Consider the following 16,498-nt stretch of genomic DNA (forward strand, 5'->3'; position numbering starts at 1 on the left):
AAGTTACGCAAAATAACTTTCAAATTCTAATTCCTACGTGTAACGGAGATTTTGTTCAAGCCGCAAGTGTCCTGCTCTGTGCTTGGAATGGTTCGTTTTTCCGTTGTCAATTATTTAATCGCAATCAAGAAGGAGTTATATTATGACATCAATAATTAATACTGACCAGAAGGCACATATTATTCGGGACGATCGAGAAGCGATCGCGATCGCTCATGAATTAGCAGCTGAGTTTGCCAAGGGAGACTCAGAACGCGACCAAAATCGACGTTTACCTGCTGAAGAAGTAGAAAAGTTTTCTCAAAGTGGATTGTGGGGAATTACAGTCCCGAAAGAGTATGGTGGTGCTTTTGTGTCGAATGCCACATTAGCAGAAGTAGTTAAAATCATCTCCGAAGCCGACTCTAGCCTTGGTCAAATTCCCCAAAACCACCTATATATGGTGGAAGCAGTCCGCTTGGATGGTACAGATGAGCAGAAAAAGTTCTTCTTTGATTTGGTTCTACAAGGTAAACGTTTCGGTAACGCCTTTTCGGAAATTGGCACCAAGTCTGTCAACGATGTGCAGACAAAATTAACACCAGATGGATCTGACTTCGTACTCAACGGACGCAAATACTACTCTGCTGGGGCACTATTAGCACATTGGGTTCCCGTTATTGCCAGCAATCCAGATGGTAAGACAGTGGTAGCATTTGTCGAAAGAGATGCCCCAGGATTGACGCTACTTGATGACTGGACAAGCTTCGGACAGCGTACCACTGCCAGTGGCACTACCATTATTGAAAATGTGAAAGTTAAGGCAGAATATGTAATTCCGCACTACTTATCCTTTGAGAGGGCAACACCAATGGGTGCGATCGCGCAAATCATCCAAGCCGCCGTAGACGTGGGAATAGCTAAAGCCGCAGTCCGTGACACCATCTACTTTGTCCGCAACCATACGCGCCCTTGGGTTGACAGCAATTTAGAAAAAGGATATGAAGATCCGCTAACGCTCTATAACTTAGGCAATGTCCAAATTCAAGTTCACGCTGCTGAAGCGTTGCTGCGACGTGCGGGCGAGTTTATCGACATTGCCAACGAGTCAGGTTTAGAAGAACCCAAAGTAGTTGAAGCATCGATCGCAGTTGCTGAAGCCAAAGCATTGGCGACGGAAGCAGCATTACTAGCTACCAACAAGTTATTTGAACTAGCAGGTACTAAATCCACATTGGAGCAATTCAACTACAATCGCCACTGGCGAAATGCCCGCGCTCACACACTCCACGATCCCGTCCGTTGGAAATACTACGCTGTTGGCAACTACTTCCTCAATGGTGTCTACCCTCCACGGCATCCTTGGCTGTAATTGCCGTATTTTCTATTGGGGTCAATCAATTTTGGATTTTGGATTTTGGATTGACCCCATGTAATAATGCAGAAGCTTGAATAAAGAATTGTAGATTTTGGATTGATTCCACAAATAAATTTGCTTGCTCATAATTGCTCCTCACAATAGGGCTAACAGGAGAAGTTGCAAGATATGCAATTAATCGAAACTGAAGAATCTCAAAATTATCTCGATCTAGCTAAGTCTTTGGCAGGGGAATTTGCCCAGACTGCTGTAGCGCGGGATGTTAAGGGAGGAACACCAAAACATGAACGCGATCGCTTGCGTAAAAGCAACTTGCTGAAACTAATCGTACCCACAGAGTACGGTGGTTTAGGGCAAAACTGGATTACCATTCTGCAAATTACCCGCGAGTTTGCTAAAGTTGATAGTTCCATTGCTCACGTCTTTTCTTACCACCATTTAGGTGTAGTAATTCCGCATATCTTTGGTTCGGCAGAGCAAAAACAGCGATATTACTCAGCAACTATTCAAAATAATTGGTTTTGGTGCAATGCCCTCAACCCTTTAGATAAAAGAGCTACTCTGACACCGGAAAATGATTATTTCCGTCTCAACGGGATTAAAAGCTTTTGCTCTGGCTCTCAAGACTCGGATATATTGCCGATCGGTGCTATTCATCAAAAAACTAGTGAATTGAATATTTTGGTAATTCCTACCCAACGGCAAGGCGTTACTGTTCGTGATGATTGGGATAATATCGGGCAACGTCAAACAGATAGTGGTAGCGTTACTTTTGAAAATGTGTTGGTGTACCCTGACGAAATTCTTGGTAGTAGAGAAAAACCCAGTCAACCCTTCAACACCATTCGCGCCTGCTTAACTCAATTGAATCTTGCTAATATCTACCTGGGAATTGCCCAAGGAGCATTTGAAGCTGCTAAAACATATACTGCCACTAATACAAAACCTTGGCTGACATCAGGTGTAGAAAGTGCAACCCAAGATCCTTACATCCTCCAGCACTATGGCAAAATATGGGTTGAACTCCAAGCAGCTAAGAGCTTGACTGAGCAAGCAGGAGAATTATTACAAGCGGCTTGGGAAAAAGAATGGTCACTCACCGCCGAACAACGTGGGGAATGTTCGCTTTGCGTCGCTACTGCCAAAGTTGCAGCGACTAGAGTCGGTTTAGACATTACCAACCGCATTTTTGAAGTTATGGGCGCACGCGCTACTGCGGCAAAGTACGGCTTCGATCGCTATTGGCGTAATCTCCGCACGTTTACTCTCCACGATCCGGTAGATTACAAAATTCAAGAAATCGGAAATTGGGCGTTAAATGATGAACTGCCAAAACCTAATTTTTATTCATAGATAATCGGTCTTTCAAGACGCGATAAATCGCGTCTCTACATTAGGGTTTTGGTATTAAGTTATATCGATTATTTCACCAAGGCTTCGGCGTGAGAACTATTTCTCTGGGCGAAATCATCCTATAATTCAGCAACGCCTAATTTATTTGTTAGAAATCCTTTATTCAGCGATTAAGGTTTTGAGAGCGTCTTGAGCATCAGCGTTTTCTGGATCTATTTTTAATGCTTGCCGAAAAACTGTTGTGGCCTCTTGTTTTGAGCTATCACCTTCATCATAGGAAATCTCTCGACCAAGTTTGATGTAAAGTTCAGCCATTTTGCGACGTGGAATCATATTCGCTAGCGGCTGATAAAAAGCCATGACAGCAGGAAAGCCTTTTTGCTTGTAAAGTGGCAAATTTATATTGGAGCAAGTGTCATAACTGCCTTCACCAGTTTTTACCACCTTTTGGCAAATTCCCATAGCTTCATCTAGATTCTCGTGTTGAGCTAGTGCTTGACTCAAGTTACTGTAATAATAATCCGTAGGTTCTTTGGCAACAGCTTGACGGTAAAGAGCGATCGCTTCTTCTGGTTTTTCTTGTTTCATCAAGACATCGGCCAGTTCTATATATGTTGAAGTCTCAGGTTTGATTTTAATTACTTGGCGGTAAGCAGCGATCGCTTCATTGATGAAGCCACGCTCTAATGAAAGTGATGCCAAACGCTCATAATAGACTTCATTTGTGGAGTCATTTTTATTTGCTTGACGATAGATATCAACGGCTTCTTTATATTCCAGCATGTCACCTAGATAGTAGTAAGCCAGATAACTCTTGGGATCAATTTTCAAGGCCTCGCGGTGAGCAGCGATCGCTTCTTCTCGTTTGCCTAATTTACGCAAGATATTACCTAAGTTGTTGTAATTATCTGCATCCGGCTGAAGTTTCAGCGCTTGACGGTAAGCTAAGAGTGCTTCCTGTGTATTACCAATTTCCATCAGCTGTGAAGCTAAAGTGTAGTAGTAATACGTGCTATTGTCAGGCTCAAGTTTGATAGCTTGACGAAAAGCGGCGATCGCTTCTGTGGGTCGTCCCTTTTTTGCGAGAAAATTACCTAAATTGATGTAACTATCAGCACTGGGATTTAATTGCAACGCTTGGCGATAAGCAGCGATTGTCTCTGCAATCTTGCCTTGGTTAGATAGGATATCTGCCAGTTTGGCGTAAGCAGAGCTATTTTTGCGATCGCGCTCAATCAAACTCCGCCAAATATTAGCGGCTTCTTCATAATTTTTCACTTCTTCAGCAGATGTTGCTTTTTGTTCCAACTCCTCTACCGTTTGTGCCACAGTGATTTGAGGAATTAAAGCCAAACCTAAACTCAACAAAAACGACAATATTTTCAGGTTTACCATAGACTTTCAGCTTAAAATAACTAAGTCAATCTTCAAACCAAGCTTAATCTCAGTATTTAAGTTTGTAACCCGTAAAACTTACCATACTGGGTAAATCAGGCAAAAATATGGCTACGAAAATTCCTGTCACAGTAATCACAGGCTTCTTAGGTAGTGGAAAAACCAGCCTAATTCGCCACCTGCTACAAAATAACGAAGGACGGCGCATTGCCGTTTTAGTCAATGAATTTGGCGAACTCGGTATTGATGGCGAATTATTAAAATCTTGTCAAATTTGCCCCGAAGATGGTGAGGGTGACACTAATATCTTTGAATTAACCAACGGCTGCTTATGCTGCACCGTGCAGGAAGAGTTTTACCCGACGATGCAAGAGTTAATCAAGCGGCGAGATAGCATCGACTGCATTTTGATTGAAACCTCTGGTTTAGCTTTACCAAAACCGCTGGTGAAGGCTTTTCGCTGGCAAGAAATTCGCAACGCCGCCACTGTAGATGCTGTAATTACCGTGGTAGATTGTGCGGCGGTAGCGGCGGGGACATTTGCTAGCGATCCAGAAGCGATCGCAGCCCAGCGACAAGCAGATGATAATCTAGAACACGAAACACCCTTGCAAGAACTGTTTGAAGACCAACTTGCTTGTGCAGACTTGGTGGTGTTAAATAAAATTGACTTGGTAGATGCCGAGACAAAAGCCAGAGTTGAGGAATTGATTAAGCAAGAGTTGCCCAGAGTGGTGAAAATTGTCGAGAGCGATCGTTCTCAACTAGACGCATCTATATTATTAGGATTCCAAGCCGCAGTCGAAGATAATTTAGATTCTCGTCCTAGTCATCACGATACCGAAGAAGACCACAATCACGACGAAGAAATTACTTCAGCTAACTTAATTTTGGATCGTACCTTTGATCCCGAAAAGCTGCAACAGCAGTTGCAAACATTAGTACAACAACAAGAAATTTACCGGATTAAAGGCTTTGTTGCAGTGCCAAATAAATCCATGCGCTTAGTGATGCAAGGTGTGGGAACTCGATTTGATAAATTTTACGATCGCCCCTGGAAACCAGAAGAAGCTAGGCAAACACGCTTAGTTTTCATTGGGCGTGATTTGAATTCTTCAGAAATCGAATCACAACTTGTAGCTTTATAATTATACCCAGATCCCCGACTTCTTTAAGAAGTCGGGGATCTTTCTCCTGAGAGTTACTAGTTATGAATAATTAGTTAATTCAAAACAAAAATTCTTCACTTTACAAATATATGACGATTTCTCAACTATTTAATGTTGCCAACCTTTTTGTCTTGCCATTTTGGGCGCTGATGATTTTATTGCCGAACTGGAAAGTGACACGACAGGTAATGTCATCATATCTACCTTTTGTGCTGTTAGCAGGGACATATTTATATTTGTTTATTAACAGCATTACTCCAGAAAATGCCCAAGCTTTATCGAATCCTCAATTAGCTGATATTGCACGATTTTTTGCAGATGAAACAGCTGCGGCAACAGGTTGGATTCATTTTTTAGTGATGGATTTATTTGTCGGTCGCTGGATTTATTGGGAAGGACAGAAAACAGGTGTTTGGACAATTCACTCTCTGGCTTTATCTTTGTTCGCTGGGCCTTTGGGATTACTGTCTCACATTTTAACTGACTGGATTACTAAGAGATTTTTCCCAAAGTTTCAGCAGAATGAAAAGGCGACATTAGCAGAACAAGAAGTATCATCAACTGGCACATAGCAATAGGGGCGCACATCTGTGCGCCCCTACTAATGATAATTGCTAATAGCTTACTTCACATTACCAATTATCTCATTTTAAAATCATTAACCGTTGCCGTGTCTATAGTCAGCATCTATCCAGCAGCGTGGTAGAACTTCACCTGAAGGAAAAACAAGATTTTGTTTTTTAAAAGTTTCAGGTTGCTGTTCTTCTTGACCTTCTTGGTCTTTCGCTTGAACAACATCAGTATTCGGGTCAATTAATTCCTGAATTTCAACAATTTTTACCAATTCACCACTATCTTTGACTTGTAAAAGCATAGAAATTGCCTCAATGAGTTTGCATGAAAGTTAAGAGCAAGTTTAAGATAAACTCATTCTCGTCTCAACCAATTTAGAAGGTCGAGATTCCTTAATTGTTAAAGGAAATTTTTACCAGATATGTATAAATAAATTACACAAAATTTATCTATGTGTCTCTGTGGTTTTTATCTTTATAAAATTGACACAACAAATTAATCCTCAATCCAGCATTTCAAATCAAATCATGAAATACTGACCGAGAAAATTGTCTAATTCAAATAATCTTGGTTGTAGATATTAGATTTCGCGTTGATATTTTTCTAAAATATCAACTAATGTTACTTGGCATTGCACTGGTAGTAAATCACTTAAAGGAAGTTCGCTTCTACCGCCGCCAATTTTTACTGTAATTGATTTCAAGACTTTTAAAACTCGATCTTCACTTACATCGTTGGAAGTAATTAAGGGATACAACTGTTCAGCAACAAGGGTGTGCAGTTTGGCATTAGATAAATAAAGATGCCATTTGGCAATGTCTATGTAGACATTTTCGCCAATTTCAGCTGCTAGGGCTTCCAGTAGTTCTGTGGTGTTAGTCTTTGCCATAAAAATAACCCTACGTTAAGAAAAAGTGCGAAATCTCAAGCTTTTTACATTATCGCTCAATTAATAGGCCGATTCTACTACCACAGGTTACAATCGCCCCAGCATCAGCAATCCGTCTTCAGGTGGATTTTGGTGGAGTTTCGCTGTAATTGGCGATCGCACTAATATAAATTAGATGTGCTAACACTATTCCCGTCCAACTTAGCGTTACCAAAGGCAGCCACTCCCAGGTAGTGTCTTTCAAAATGTGGAAAAACCACAACCCGGAATTAATACAAGCAGCGATCGCCACATGGATGGCAAAATTCATCCGGTCATCAATCTTGCGGTAATCAGGGTCTTTGCGATCGGGTTTGCGAGGCCAACGAGGAGGCATAAATATTTGTTACAGATTTAAATACACCTTACTCATTCTAAGGTTTTTAGTGCAGTCGTTGCGATTAGACTTCTAGAAGCAGTCATAATTGAATTGAAAGTCAAGCACAGCTGGGTTAAAACCTATGACTATCTTTGAGCAAATAGATCCCGATCTCCTCTATCCAGATGGTGACGGCAAACCAATGGCAGACAATACAGAGCAATATCGTTGGATTGTCCTGATTAAGGAGAATTTAGAGATTCTGTTTGCTAATAATGACAATGTTTTGATTGCAGGAGATTTGCTGTGGTATCCTGTCCGTTCTCGGCTGATTACACCGACTGCACCTGATGTGATGGTTGTCTTCGGTAGATCAAAGGGAAAACGTCGTTCTTATCGTCAGTGGCAAGAGGATAATATTCCGCCGCAAGTAGTCTTTGAGATTCTTTCTTATAGTAATGATACCAAGGAGATGGAGCGTAAGCTGGAGTTTTACGATACCTATGGTGTTGAAGAATACTATTTATACGACCCTGAAAGTTTTCAACTAGATGGCTGGTTGCGGCAAAACAACCATTTGAATAAGCTATGGCAAATGGATAGTTGGATCAGTCCCCGTTTGGGAATTAGATTTCAAACGGGGCTTGGAGAGTTAGTAATTTACCGTCCAGATGGACAGAGATTTTTGAATTCCCTGGAACTCAATCAACGGGCTGAACAGGCTGAGTTATTGGTAGAACAAGAACGTCAACGCGCTGAACAAGAACGTCAACGCGCTGAACAGTTAGCAGCATATTTGCGTAATCTCGGCATTGATCCTGATAATCTTCCGTGAATGGGGAGTGGGGATGAGGCAGTGAGAAATCCAAGGGGTGGGGAGGTGTGGGAGGTGTGGGAGGATGGGGAAGAAGTCTTACCCCCCACACTCCCCACACTCCCCACACTTCCCACACTCCTCTTCCCCTGAAGCCTACACTATGCGTGAGAAATCCGGGATAGAGTAGCTTATTACTCTGCCGACGAATAATCTCCAGATTTCCCGCCACTTTTACTTATTAAACGAATCGATTCAATTTGAATCGACTTTTCTAAAGCTTTTGCCATATCGTATAAAGTCAAAGCAGCGACAGAAACGGCAGTTAAGGCTTCCATTTCTACACCGGTTTCAGCTTTGGTTTTGACTGTGGCTTGAATTTGATAACCCGGTAGTTGGGGATCGGGTGTGATTTCGACTGCGATTTTTTGCAAAGGCAACGGATGACACAGAGGAATTAAAGTGGCTGTTTGCTTGGCTGCCATAATCCCAGCCAATCTTGCAGTTGCCAACACATCCCCTTTTGGGACATTTCCGGCTTGAATGGCAGCGAAGGTGGCTGGCAGCATTCGTACATTGGCAGCTGCTACTGCTTGGCGAATACTAGGTGCTTTATCAGACACATCCACCATCTGTGCCTGTCCTTGGGGATCTAGATGGGTTAAGTTGGCAAAATTAGCTGGAAAATTATCTTGCGCCATTTGGTTAGAACGTGTTAATATAGATTGTCGGTAAGGGCGTGTAGCTCAGTGGACTAGAGCACGTGGCTACGGACCACGGTGTCGGGGGTTCGAATCCCTCCTCGCCCGTTTTAAAAAGTTAAGAGTTGAAAGTTAGGAGTGATGAATTAAATTTCATCACTCCTAACTTTTAAGTTTTTCAAAGCGTAGGCATCTGGAACTAGACCTAGTGCAAAGCGCAGTGAGTTGGATAGGTTTTTGCTCGAATGGGTGAGGAAGAGGACAAGTGCTAGAGAAGTGATTGCAGCACCGTAGCCAAACATATCGCGGTAGCCTACAAGTTCTGCGATGATACCCAAAAGAGGAGCAGCGATCGCAATTCCCAGATCGAGTCCAGCTATGCATATAGCAAAAATTTTCCCCCGTTCTTGCGGCAGGGAACGGTCTGCCATCATCGTAATCATCATCGAGATCAGTGTACCACCACCAGCACCTTCAGCGATCGCAGCCAGTAAGAAAACCATCGGGCTGTAAGCCTGCCACAGCAGTATTAACGCCAAAACGTAGCAAAAAATCCCAAAGGTAATAAACAAACCCCGCCCGAAGCGATCGCTTGCTTTACCAGCAAATATCCTGATACTAAAACTAGAAATTGCCGCAGCCGTAAAAAACAGTCCGCCATTGAAGTCCACCTCAGTGGATTTGAGGAACAACGACACAAAGGTATGTACAGCACCAACAGACAAACCAACCAGCAACATAACTATAGTTGGAACTCTCACCCGTGGACTGCCCAAAATTTGCCAAAAGTTGCGATCTTGTCCCTCTGTCTGCTCATGCGTTTGCACTGGTGGATTCGTAACTTGTAAAATCCCTAAGAGGGCAACAAAACCTAATTCGGCGGATAAGAGAAATAATATCCCGTAACCACTTGTAGCTTCTAAATACCCTCCCAAGGCCGGGCCAATTGCTAAACCAAGGGGAGTTGCTAGGGTCATGTACCCAATGATTTCACCACGAGTTTCAGCTGGAGCGAAATCTGCGACTAAGGCACTGTAGCCAGTAGTAAAAGCGGCAACACTAATGCCGTGAAAAATCCGCACTAGGATTAATAGCCCAATCGATTTGGTTGCCAAGTAACCAAAGGGTGCGATCGCAGCTACGATCGTACCAATCAACAAAACAATTTTGCGACCGCGTTCATCGGCTAATCGTCCTAGCATTGGGCGAGATAGCAATAAACCAATGGCGAAACTGCCCATAACAAGACCAATTTCTTGCTTGCTTGCGCCCACATCATCGATGTAAAGCGGTAGAGTTGGCAAGAGCGAAGACAGGCTCGACCAGAATAATAAACCTGCTGTGAATAAGATCAGCAGGTTGTGCCGCAGTTCGGCATTAAATGTATTAAATGCTTTCAAGGTAGATGCAATTTAACTAGTTTTTTGTCATTTGTCACTTGTCCTTTGTCATTTGTCTAGAGTCAACCAATATTTACTCTTAATTAACGTGAGTTCGATGAACCTCTCCCTCCCAGCCTCCCTCTCCGAAACGGAAAGGGAGGAGCAACGAAAAATTCAGCTTTTTACTCCCCTCTCCGCGTCGGAGAGGGGTTGGGGGAGAGGTCAAATAAGACTTGTCGAACTCACGTTTAATTATTTGCTAATGACCAATGACCAATGACTACTATTGTTACGTTACTTAACATTTTTTGCTACCACCTCTCGCACGCGATAGATAGGCCTTCCTTGGGATTCGTGGTATGTACGCATGAGCAATTCTGCTAAAAGTCCGAAGCAAAACAACTGCACTCCCGTTAGTAGCAGCAGAACTGCTAAAATCAGCAAGGGGCGATTGCCAATCATCTCACCTAAAGCCAATTTGACGAAAGTCAAGTAAATTCCGATCGCAGTGCCCGAAAACATTGAAATCAAGCCCAACAGCCCAAAAACGTGCATTGGGCGGGTGAGGAATTTTTTCATAAACAGAATGGTTAACAAATCCATCAATACCCGGAATGTCCGCCAAATTCCATATTTACTACGACCAAAGCGGCGGGCATGATGACGTACAGGTATTTCGGTAATTCTAGCTCCTTCGATGTACGCCAAAGCGGGTAAAAATCGGTGTAATTCTCCGTAGAGATTCATATCTGCCAAAAGTTCTGCACGATAGGCTTTCAGCGAACAGCCATAGTCATGAATATTCACGCTAGTGGTGCGGCGAATTAGCCAATTGGCAATTTTGGAAGGAAGTAATCGATTTACAGCCCCATCTTGGCGTTTTTGCCGCCAGCCACTTACCAAATCGTAACCATCATCCAGCTTTGCTAATAACATGGGGATATCAGCCGGATCGTTCTGGAGATCGGCATCTAAAGTAACGATCGCTTTACCGACTGCATAATAAAATCCAGCAGCCATCGCCGCAGTTTGTCCGTAATTGCGACGCAAAATCACCGCTTTTAAATCAGTGCGGATTTGCGCCTGTTCTTTGAGAAAATCCCCAGAACCATCTGTAGAACCATCATCCACACAAATGATTTCATAATTTACCTGACTAGAAGATAAAGTAGAGGCGATCGCTTCTAGTAAAAGTGGCAAACTCTCCACCTCGTCATGTATTGGTACTACCACCGAAACATCTGGAACAATTGCTGAAATCGCCCCATTTTCCTCACTACTCCTTTCAAAAACCAATCCACTCCTCATAAGTCTCAGCGCCCTCAGCGTCTCTGTGGTTCGTAACTCTTAAAAACTCTACCAGCACCTCGCAGCTGCTGATAGTACGACTGACTAACCGCATCTCCCTGTTCCGAGAGAATATCAATGCCGATCCCATTTCGTCCCTGCTCTTTCCCAGAACTATGGATATAATAACCATTCGCCAAATAAAGCCCGACATGGGTGGCTTTTTGGCTAGTTCCAAAAAATACCAGATCCCCGGCTGCTAATTCTGCAATTGTAATTGGTTGAGTGAATCCTTCCTGTTGATAGGCATCTCTAGGTAGCCAAATACCCACCGAAGCAAACGCCGCCTGCATTAACCCAGAACAGTCATAATTTGGCCCAACCGTACCACCCCAAAGGTAATAATTTGATTGTTGCATCGCTTTTTGGGTAAAGGCGATAATCTCTGCTAGGAGTTTTTTAATCTCCGATTCAGAAAATGTTGCAGCCTGATAAGGTACAGTAGCAGATTGTAATGAATCAAAATCTGAAACAGATAGCCATCCCGGATAGTCATCTTCACATAAATACACCTCAACCGCCGAATTTTGATGATTTGATGTTACCGACAAATGTCTCCCAGATGCAGCTTGAGTTGCTAAACGCGTACATTCAGGAGAATCATATAAATTCAGGTTAGCTAAACACTGATACTCCCCTGATTGTGGATTTTGGATTTTGGATTTTAGATTAAAGGACATTATCAGAGAATGATTTTTTTTAATAAAGACGAACAACTCGAAAATCTTGGTAATGGCATTTTAGATGCAACTTGGGCAGCATTTCCGACCTTAGCACGTAACCAAATTGCCTTGACTTGGGTTGTTTACGATCCACCAGTGCGAGTAAATACTGGTGGGGCGCTGACTCCCAACGCTTTTTGGGATCACCCAGTTCGTGGTTTCACTTATCGGGGTGTTGAGCGGATTTATCCTGCTAGTGTAGTCAAGCTATTTTACCTAGTGGCGGTAAACGAATGGCTAGAAAAAGGCATGAGTCAAACCTCCAAGGAGTTGGAGCGAGCTTTGCGGGATATGATTGTCGATTCTAGTAACGATGCTACCAGCTTGGTTGTGGATATTTTGAGTGGCACCACATCAGGGCCACAATTACCAACCGGGCCCTTTGAAACCTGGAAATATCAGCGTAATATTGTTAACCGCTATTACCAATCTTTGGGTTGGGAAGAAATGGAGACGATTAACGTCTGTCAAAAAACTTGGGGTGATGGCCCTTATGGACGGGAACGGGCGTTTGTGGGTGAGTTACTGGAAAATCGTAATATGTTAACCACAAATGCGATCGCTAGGTTACTGCATAGTATTGTAGGTGGAGTGGCAGTTTCAAGTGCGCGATCGCAAACAATGATGGCTTTACTCAAACGTCCTCTCAACGATTTGCCCACTGACAGAGAGGAAGATCAGGTAGCAGGTTTTTTAGGCGGTGGACTCCCTAAAAATGCTCAAATTTGGTCAAAGGCAGGTTGGACAAGTCAAGTTCACCATGATGCCGCGTATATTGAATTACCAGAACAGCGCCCTTACCTCTTAGTGGTATTTACTGAAGGTAAAGCCCAAGCTAAGAGTCGGGATATTTTACCCTTTGTTTCTAAACTAGTTGCCGATGCGATCGCAAGTTTATGATTCAATAAAGTTCATTAAGTATTTCTTCCTTCTCTATCAGACGCTATGCCAATGCGTAGCGTCTTGTAGGCGCAGCCTCTCGTAGAGAAGAGAACGAAAGAAGGTTCGTTAAACAGTTAACTTTTATTTTACGGCAGCAATTATCATTATGAGAATTGACTAACGAATCGCACCCCAAAATCATTAGTGCAGAAATAACAAGGCTGGCTCACCGACACTCGTCTCCAACAGGTTGAATGATAACTCTCCTGGTTTCAGCTTCATCATTCTCTCCTCTAAATAACTAACTCTTTTGTGGTCTAACGACCCCGTTCACCCGCCACAGATAACTTCTCGAACTCGACAGAAGATTGTTGTACGGTCGGTGTGCAACGGGCTTGTTAGACTGCGATCACTTGCTTAAAGCTCATAATTTGGGTACGTTCCTAAGAACGTATCAGCAAAGAATCAAGAGTTCCATTAGGGAACGCACCCTCACCACACTTTTACTTTATTCATGTCACCAGACTATGCCCCCCCAAGTTTGTTGGTTTCTAGATAACCTTGCTTGGCTTGCCACTGCTAATTTCTGTGAAGTATTTAAATCGTCAGAAATTACATTGTTTGTATTTGCTGGATCGACATATCTCAGGGAAGGTAAGTTGTCTCTAAAGAACTCAAGTACTTTTAGAAAGTTATTAGAAAGGTCTCCAATCGTCGAGTATTTTAAGGAATCTATTACAGCCATTTCTAAGTAAAATGATGGAAATTCTAGGTTGTGAAGCTGCCTCCATATTTTAGCCAGCCTTATTTCTTCAATTCTATTGCTTGTTTTAACATGAATAATATGAGTGGCAATATTCGTTTGAGTCCAGCTTTCAGTTTTATTTTTATATAGACTATGATCACTTCCATATTGAGATTGCCTTCGGCCAGGTACGAGGTCTATTTTGTAGCCATTCACAGTGGTGCCAATGGAAACATTTTGTTTTCTTGCCGGATAACCAGCTTGGGAAACCGCATTGTATAAAGTGTTATATAGAGCGGATAAAGTTCCCGGAGTTGATGAAGAGACAGAGATAAAGATATCAGCATCCGTCCCAATACTGATTCCAGTACCCTTGGCAAGTGAACCAGAAAATTCAGCCTTTACAAGGTAGCTATTCCCCCACTGTCGAATAACAGGGTAAATGGAATTTCCTGCTGCTTCTGCGGCAGAAACATTCACGGTATATTTTTGCAAAATGCTTCGTAAATAACTATCTCCTGACATATCCCGCCTTTAATGCCAACTTGTAATTGATCGGCATTCTTGCCTTTGAAGCAGTCTAACATCTGTGCTGCCCTACTATTTCAACTTAAATTCGTCAAACTTCAAGACTTGCGAATCAGGCTTGCGAGTATCAAAACGATAACTACTTATCGTACCCGTTCCAGTATCAAAGATACTGAAAACTGTAATATCATTACTCGCAATATAAGGCATCGGCTTCCCATCTTCACCCAGCAACGGGGCAATTGTTGGCACTATCGGTTCTAAACCATTGGGATCGCCAAGCTTAACATAATCCTCTTGATATCCAATTGGTACTTCTCGCTTTCTATCACCCCAAGCAGCACCGTAAGTATTACCTACATTAGATGTTTCTAGAAAGTGCATTCCAGTGGGACTAACAAAGCGGTTCCACAAATGGGAATGCCCATAAAATACCAATTGCACGTTAGCTGCTTCAAGTATTGGCACAACATCGCGGATAATATAATCTGCGTCTTTCGGGTACTCGTAACGCACTGCTTTGATATTATTGCTATCCCGTTCAATTATCTGTACTGGTTCTGTATAAGCAGGAACTATATTATCACCCAAAGTATGGGGTGGGTGATGGAACATCACAACTTTGTATTTTGCTTGTTGAAACTCAGGGCTGTTAAGTTCCGACTCTAGCCAATTATATTGCTTGCTGCCTTTAGCAATTGGCTCATAAATCACCTGTCCATAACCCCAATTTTCAGGATTATTTAAATCCTTTTCAGCTTCTCGATATCTACCCTTAAACTTTGCATTTAATTTGGGAGTCCGCCACATATTCGTAGCGTACAGTACCACCAAACGCGTATCACCAAAACTAACTGCATAATATCTTTTTCCACCCTCTTTACTTTTTGGTAAAGAGAAAATCTCTTTGTAGGTATTAGTATTAAAAGAATTATCGATTAAAGATTTATCTGGGTAGATTTTTTGAGCAACGACACGGGGAATTGTATCATCAAATTCATCATTTAAACTTCCCGTCCTGGCAAAGCGCCCCATCACCTCATGATTGCCAATGCAAGTAAACATGGGTGCGTGTTGAATTATTTGTCCACCAGTGTAGGTTGTCTTAACACCGTCGTGCGTCATTTCATATTTAGCACGACCTTGTAAACCGGGAAACAAGGCACCACCAACATTATCATCAAACCATTCTGAGGCGCGATCGCTAACATTGACCAAATCACCGGCAAACCATACGCCATCAACTCGTCCAACTGTTTCTACCACCTTTTGCAGATTTGCCGCTGTCATCGGTTTTAATTGATGATCTGAAGTCAGTAGAATTTTTAGTGGTGTATCTGATTTGGGAGTAGCTGCAAGGCTGAAAACATCACTGTCAAAACTTTTGCCCTCTTCTTGCACGCTCGTAACACGATAGTTAACCCGCACACCAGGAGTTAACCCAGTTACCTCAGCCTCATGTCGCCAAATGTCCCTTTGGACGGGTTTTTGATAAACTTGTCCGTCTTGGGTTTGGTTTGCAACTCTTGATTGTTGGTCTTCACGTGTGCGACTGAGTTTAGTAGTACTTGCCCTAGCAGTTTGTTTGAGATTTTCTCCGTAGGTTACTGTGTGATTAACACCAGCAAATTCAGTAAACCAAACTACTTGCACTGAAGTTGCAGTTGGCAATTGCAAAAATGGGTCGGTGAGTAGTTGGGGTGCTGATGTCATAATTGTTTGCCCAAAGGAACGCACACCTACCAGAGTAAAGCATATAACAAGCACAAGCATCGCTACTGAGGAAATTTTTCGGCTGCGTAAGCGTCTGAGCATGAGTAATATCATATCCGTTAGATTACTTATTGAATCTGAAGAACCCCACCCCGCCAAAGCTATGCTTTGTCTCCCCTCCCGAAGAGCGGCTATCCATTAGTCACATCTTTCTTTACAATCTTGAAACGCTTGTTTTGTAGGCATCTTGAACACTGAGGTGTCAAACATACTTGACAGATTGGCTCTTAGTCTTCTCGCTAAAATTAGGTTTTTATTGAGAATTGACGACGAACGAATCAGGGTTAGAAAAAGCGTGAGTGAATACTCTCGTAAATGTTGAGAAAGATCCGGGTAATGGATAGCCGCTTGCGGGGAGGGGCTGGGGGTGGGGTGCAATATTATAAGAAATATGCCGAAAACCCTTGAGGAATTGGTATAAGTTAACAAAAATTAGAATGCATAAATGCTCAAATTTGAAAAACTTTGCCAGAGTAGAAATAAGGGTTTTGACATTTACCTACGTGCAAT

Annotated in this window: 16 protein-coding genes and 1 tRNA gene; 7 read left to right on the forward strand and 10 right to left on the reverse strand. The window is 42.6% G+C overall.

All coding sequences use genetic code 11. From position 1 onward, the window contains the following. The first annotated feature begins 142 nt into the window (after positions 1 to 142). Together V7K84_RS08330 and V7K84_RS08335 are read left to right on the forward strand one after the other, a co-directional pair. Positions 143 to 1,351 carry an SfnB family sulfur acquisition oxidoreductase gene (locus tag V7K84_RS08330; RefSeq protein WP_334837326.1) on the forward strand — a complete coding sequence of 403 codons (1,209 nt, stop codon included), beginning with the start codon at positions 143 to 145 and terminating at the stop codon, positions 1,349 to 1,351. A 174-nt stretch (positions 1,352 to 1,525) separates the two neighbouring features. Continuing rightward, positions 1,526 to 2,710, forward strand: a complete 1,185-nt coding sequence (locus V7K84_RS08335) for an acyl-CoA dehydrogenase family protein (protein WP_334837327.1) — start codon at positions 1,526 to 1,528, stop codon at positions 2,708 to 2,710. Between the two features lie 159 nt (positions 2,711 to 2,869). Here the strand turns inward: V7K84_RS08335 and V7K84_RS08340 are convergent, their stop codons facing one another. Beyond that, a complete protein-coding gene (locus V7K84_RS08340; protein WP_334837328.1) occupies positions 2,870 to 4,105 on the reverse strand; it encodes a tetratricopeptide repeat protein in 1,236 nt (411 codons plus the stop codon). Between the two features lie 107 nt (positions 4,106 to 4,212). On the opposite strand from V7K84_RS08340, the gene cobW reads away from it, so the two are divergent. Together cobW and V7K84_RS08350 are read left to right on the forward strand one after the other, a co-directional pair. Then, positions 4,213 to 5,253 carry a cobalamin biosynthesis protein CobW gene (gene cobW, locus V7K84_RS08345; protein ID WP_292809685.1) on the forward strand — a complete coding sequence of 347 codons (1,041 nt, stop codon included), beginning with the start codon at positions 4,213 to 4,215 and terminating at the stop codon, positions 5,251 to 5,253. A 110-nt stretch (positions 5,254 to 5,363) separates the two neighbouring features. Beyond that, positions 5,364 to 5,846, forward strand: coding sequence for an ABA4-like family protein (locus tag V7K84_RS08350; protein ID WP_334837329.1), 483 nt, complete (start codon positions 5,364 to 5,366; stop codon positions 5,844 to 5,846). An 86-nt stretch (positions 5,847 to 5,932) separates the two neighbouring features. Here V7K84_RS08350 and V7K84_RS08355 read toward each other — a convergent pair whose 3' ends face one another. The 3 genes from V7K84_RS08355 to V7K84_RS08365 all read right to left on the reverse strand — a co-directional run bounded on the left by V7K84_RS08355 (position 5,933) and on the right by V7K84_RS08365 (position 7,112). After that, the gene (locus V7K84_RS08355; protein WP_292731719.1) at positions 5,933 to 6,148 is read right to left on the reverse strand and encodes an acetyltransferase; all 216 of its coding nucleotides are present in this window, start codon (positions 6,146 to 6,148) and stop codon (positions 5,933 to 5,935) included. A 279-nt stretch (positions 6,149 to 6,427) separates the two neighbouring features. After that, positions 6,428 to 6,736: a DUF3181 family protein gene (locus V7K84_RS08360; RefSeq protein ID WP_334837330.1), complete on the reverse strand. Its 309-nt coding sequence runs from the start codon at positions 6,734 to 6,736 to the stop codon at positions 6,428 to 6,430. 118 nt (positions 6,737 to 6,854) lie between these two features. Further along, complete coding sequence (locus V7K84_RS08365; RefSeq protein ID WP_334837331.1) at positions 6,855 to 7,112, reverse strand: hypothetical protein; 258 nt, start codon at positions 7,110 to 7,112, stop codon at positions 6,855 to 6,857. Between the two features lie 124 nt (positions 7,113 to 7,236). Here V7K84_RS08365 and V7K84_RS08370 point away from each other — a divergent pair, with 124 nt between their 5' ends. Further along, positions 7,237 to 7,929 carry a Uma2 family endonuclease gene (locus V7K84_RS08370; protein WP_334837332.1) on the forward strand — a complete coding sequence of 231 codons (693 nt, stop codon included), beginning with the start codon at positions 7,237 to 7,239 and terminating at the stop codon, positions 7,927 to 7,929. 173 nt (positions 7,930 to 8,102) lie between these two features. On the opposite strand, the gene moaC is transcribed toward V7K84_RS08370, so the two are convergent. Continuing rightward, a complete protein-coding gene (gene moaC / locus V7K84_RS08375; protein WP_334837333.1) occupies positions 8,103 to 8,609 on the reverse strand; it encodes a cyclic pyranopterin monophosphate synthase MoaC in 507 nt (168 codons plus the stop codon). A 34-nt stretch (positions 8,610 to 8,643) separates the two neighbouring features. Here moaC and V7K84_RS08380 point away from each other — a divergent pair. Continuing rightward, positions 8,644 to 8,717 (forward strand) — tRNA-Arg (locus tag V7K84_RS08380). A 38-nt stretch (positions 8,718 to 8,755) separates the two neighbouring features. Here V7K84_RS08380 and V7K84_RS08385 read toward each other — a convergent pair. From V7K84_RS08385 to V7K84_RS08395, 3 genes are all read right to left on the reverse strand, one after another. Continuing rightward, positions 8,756 to 10,009, reverse strand: coding sequence for an MFS transporter (locus V7K84_RS08385; RefSeq protein ID WP_334837334.1), 1,254 nt, complete (start codon positions 10,007 to 10,009; stop codon positions 8,756 to 8,758). Between the two features lie 276 nt (positions 10,010 to 10,285). Beyond that, positions 10,286 to 11,299: a glycosyltransferase family 2 protein gene (locus V7K84_RS08390; protein WP_334837335.1), complete on the reverse strand. Its 1,014-nt coding sequence runs from the start codon at positions 11,297 to 11,299 to the stop codon at positions 10,286 to 10,288. A 14-nt stretch (positions 11,300 to 11,313) separates the two neighbouring features. Next, the gene (locus tag V7K84_RS08395) at positions 11,314 to 12,018 is read right to left on the reverse strand and encodes a C40 family peptidase (protein ID WP_334837336.1); all 705 of its coding nucleotides are present in this window, start codon (positions 12,016 to 12,018) and stop codon (positions 11,314 to 11,316) included. Between the two features lie 9 nt (positions 12,019 to 12,027). Between V7K84_RS08395 and V7K84_RS08400 the strand changes: the two genes are divergently transcribed. Beyond that, positions 12,028 to 12,960, forward strand: a complete 933-nt coding sequence (locus V7K84_RS08400) for a serine hydrolase (protein ID WP_334837337.1) — start codon at positions 12,028 to 12,030, stop codon at positions 12,958 to 12,960. Between the two features lie 499 nt (positions 12,961 to 13,459). Here V7K84_RS08400 and V7K84_RS08405 read toward each other — a convergent pair whose 3' ends face one another. Both V7K84_RS08405 and V7K84_RS08410 read right to left on the reverse strand, forming a co-directional pair. Further along, entirely contained in the window at positions 13,460 to 14,212 is a 753-nt protein-coding gene (locus tag V7K84_RS08405; protein ID WP_334837338.1) for a hypothetical protein, read from the reverse strand. 75 nt (positions 14,213 to 14,287) lie between these two features. Next, on the reverse strand, positions 14,288 to 15,928 hold the full coding sequence (locus V7K84_RS08410) for a metallophosphoesterase family protein (RefSeq protein WP_334837339.1): 1,641 nt from the start codon (positions 15,926 to 15,928) through the stop codon (positions 14,288 to 14,290). Positions 15,929 to 16,498: the final 570 nt, after the last annotated feature.

This window comes from Nostoc sp., from assembly GCF_036917315.1.
Classification (GTDB): Bacteria; Cyanobacteriota; Cyanobacteriia; order Cyanobacteriales; family Nostocaceae; genus Nostoc.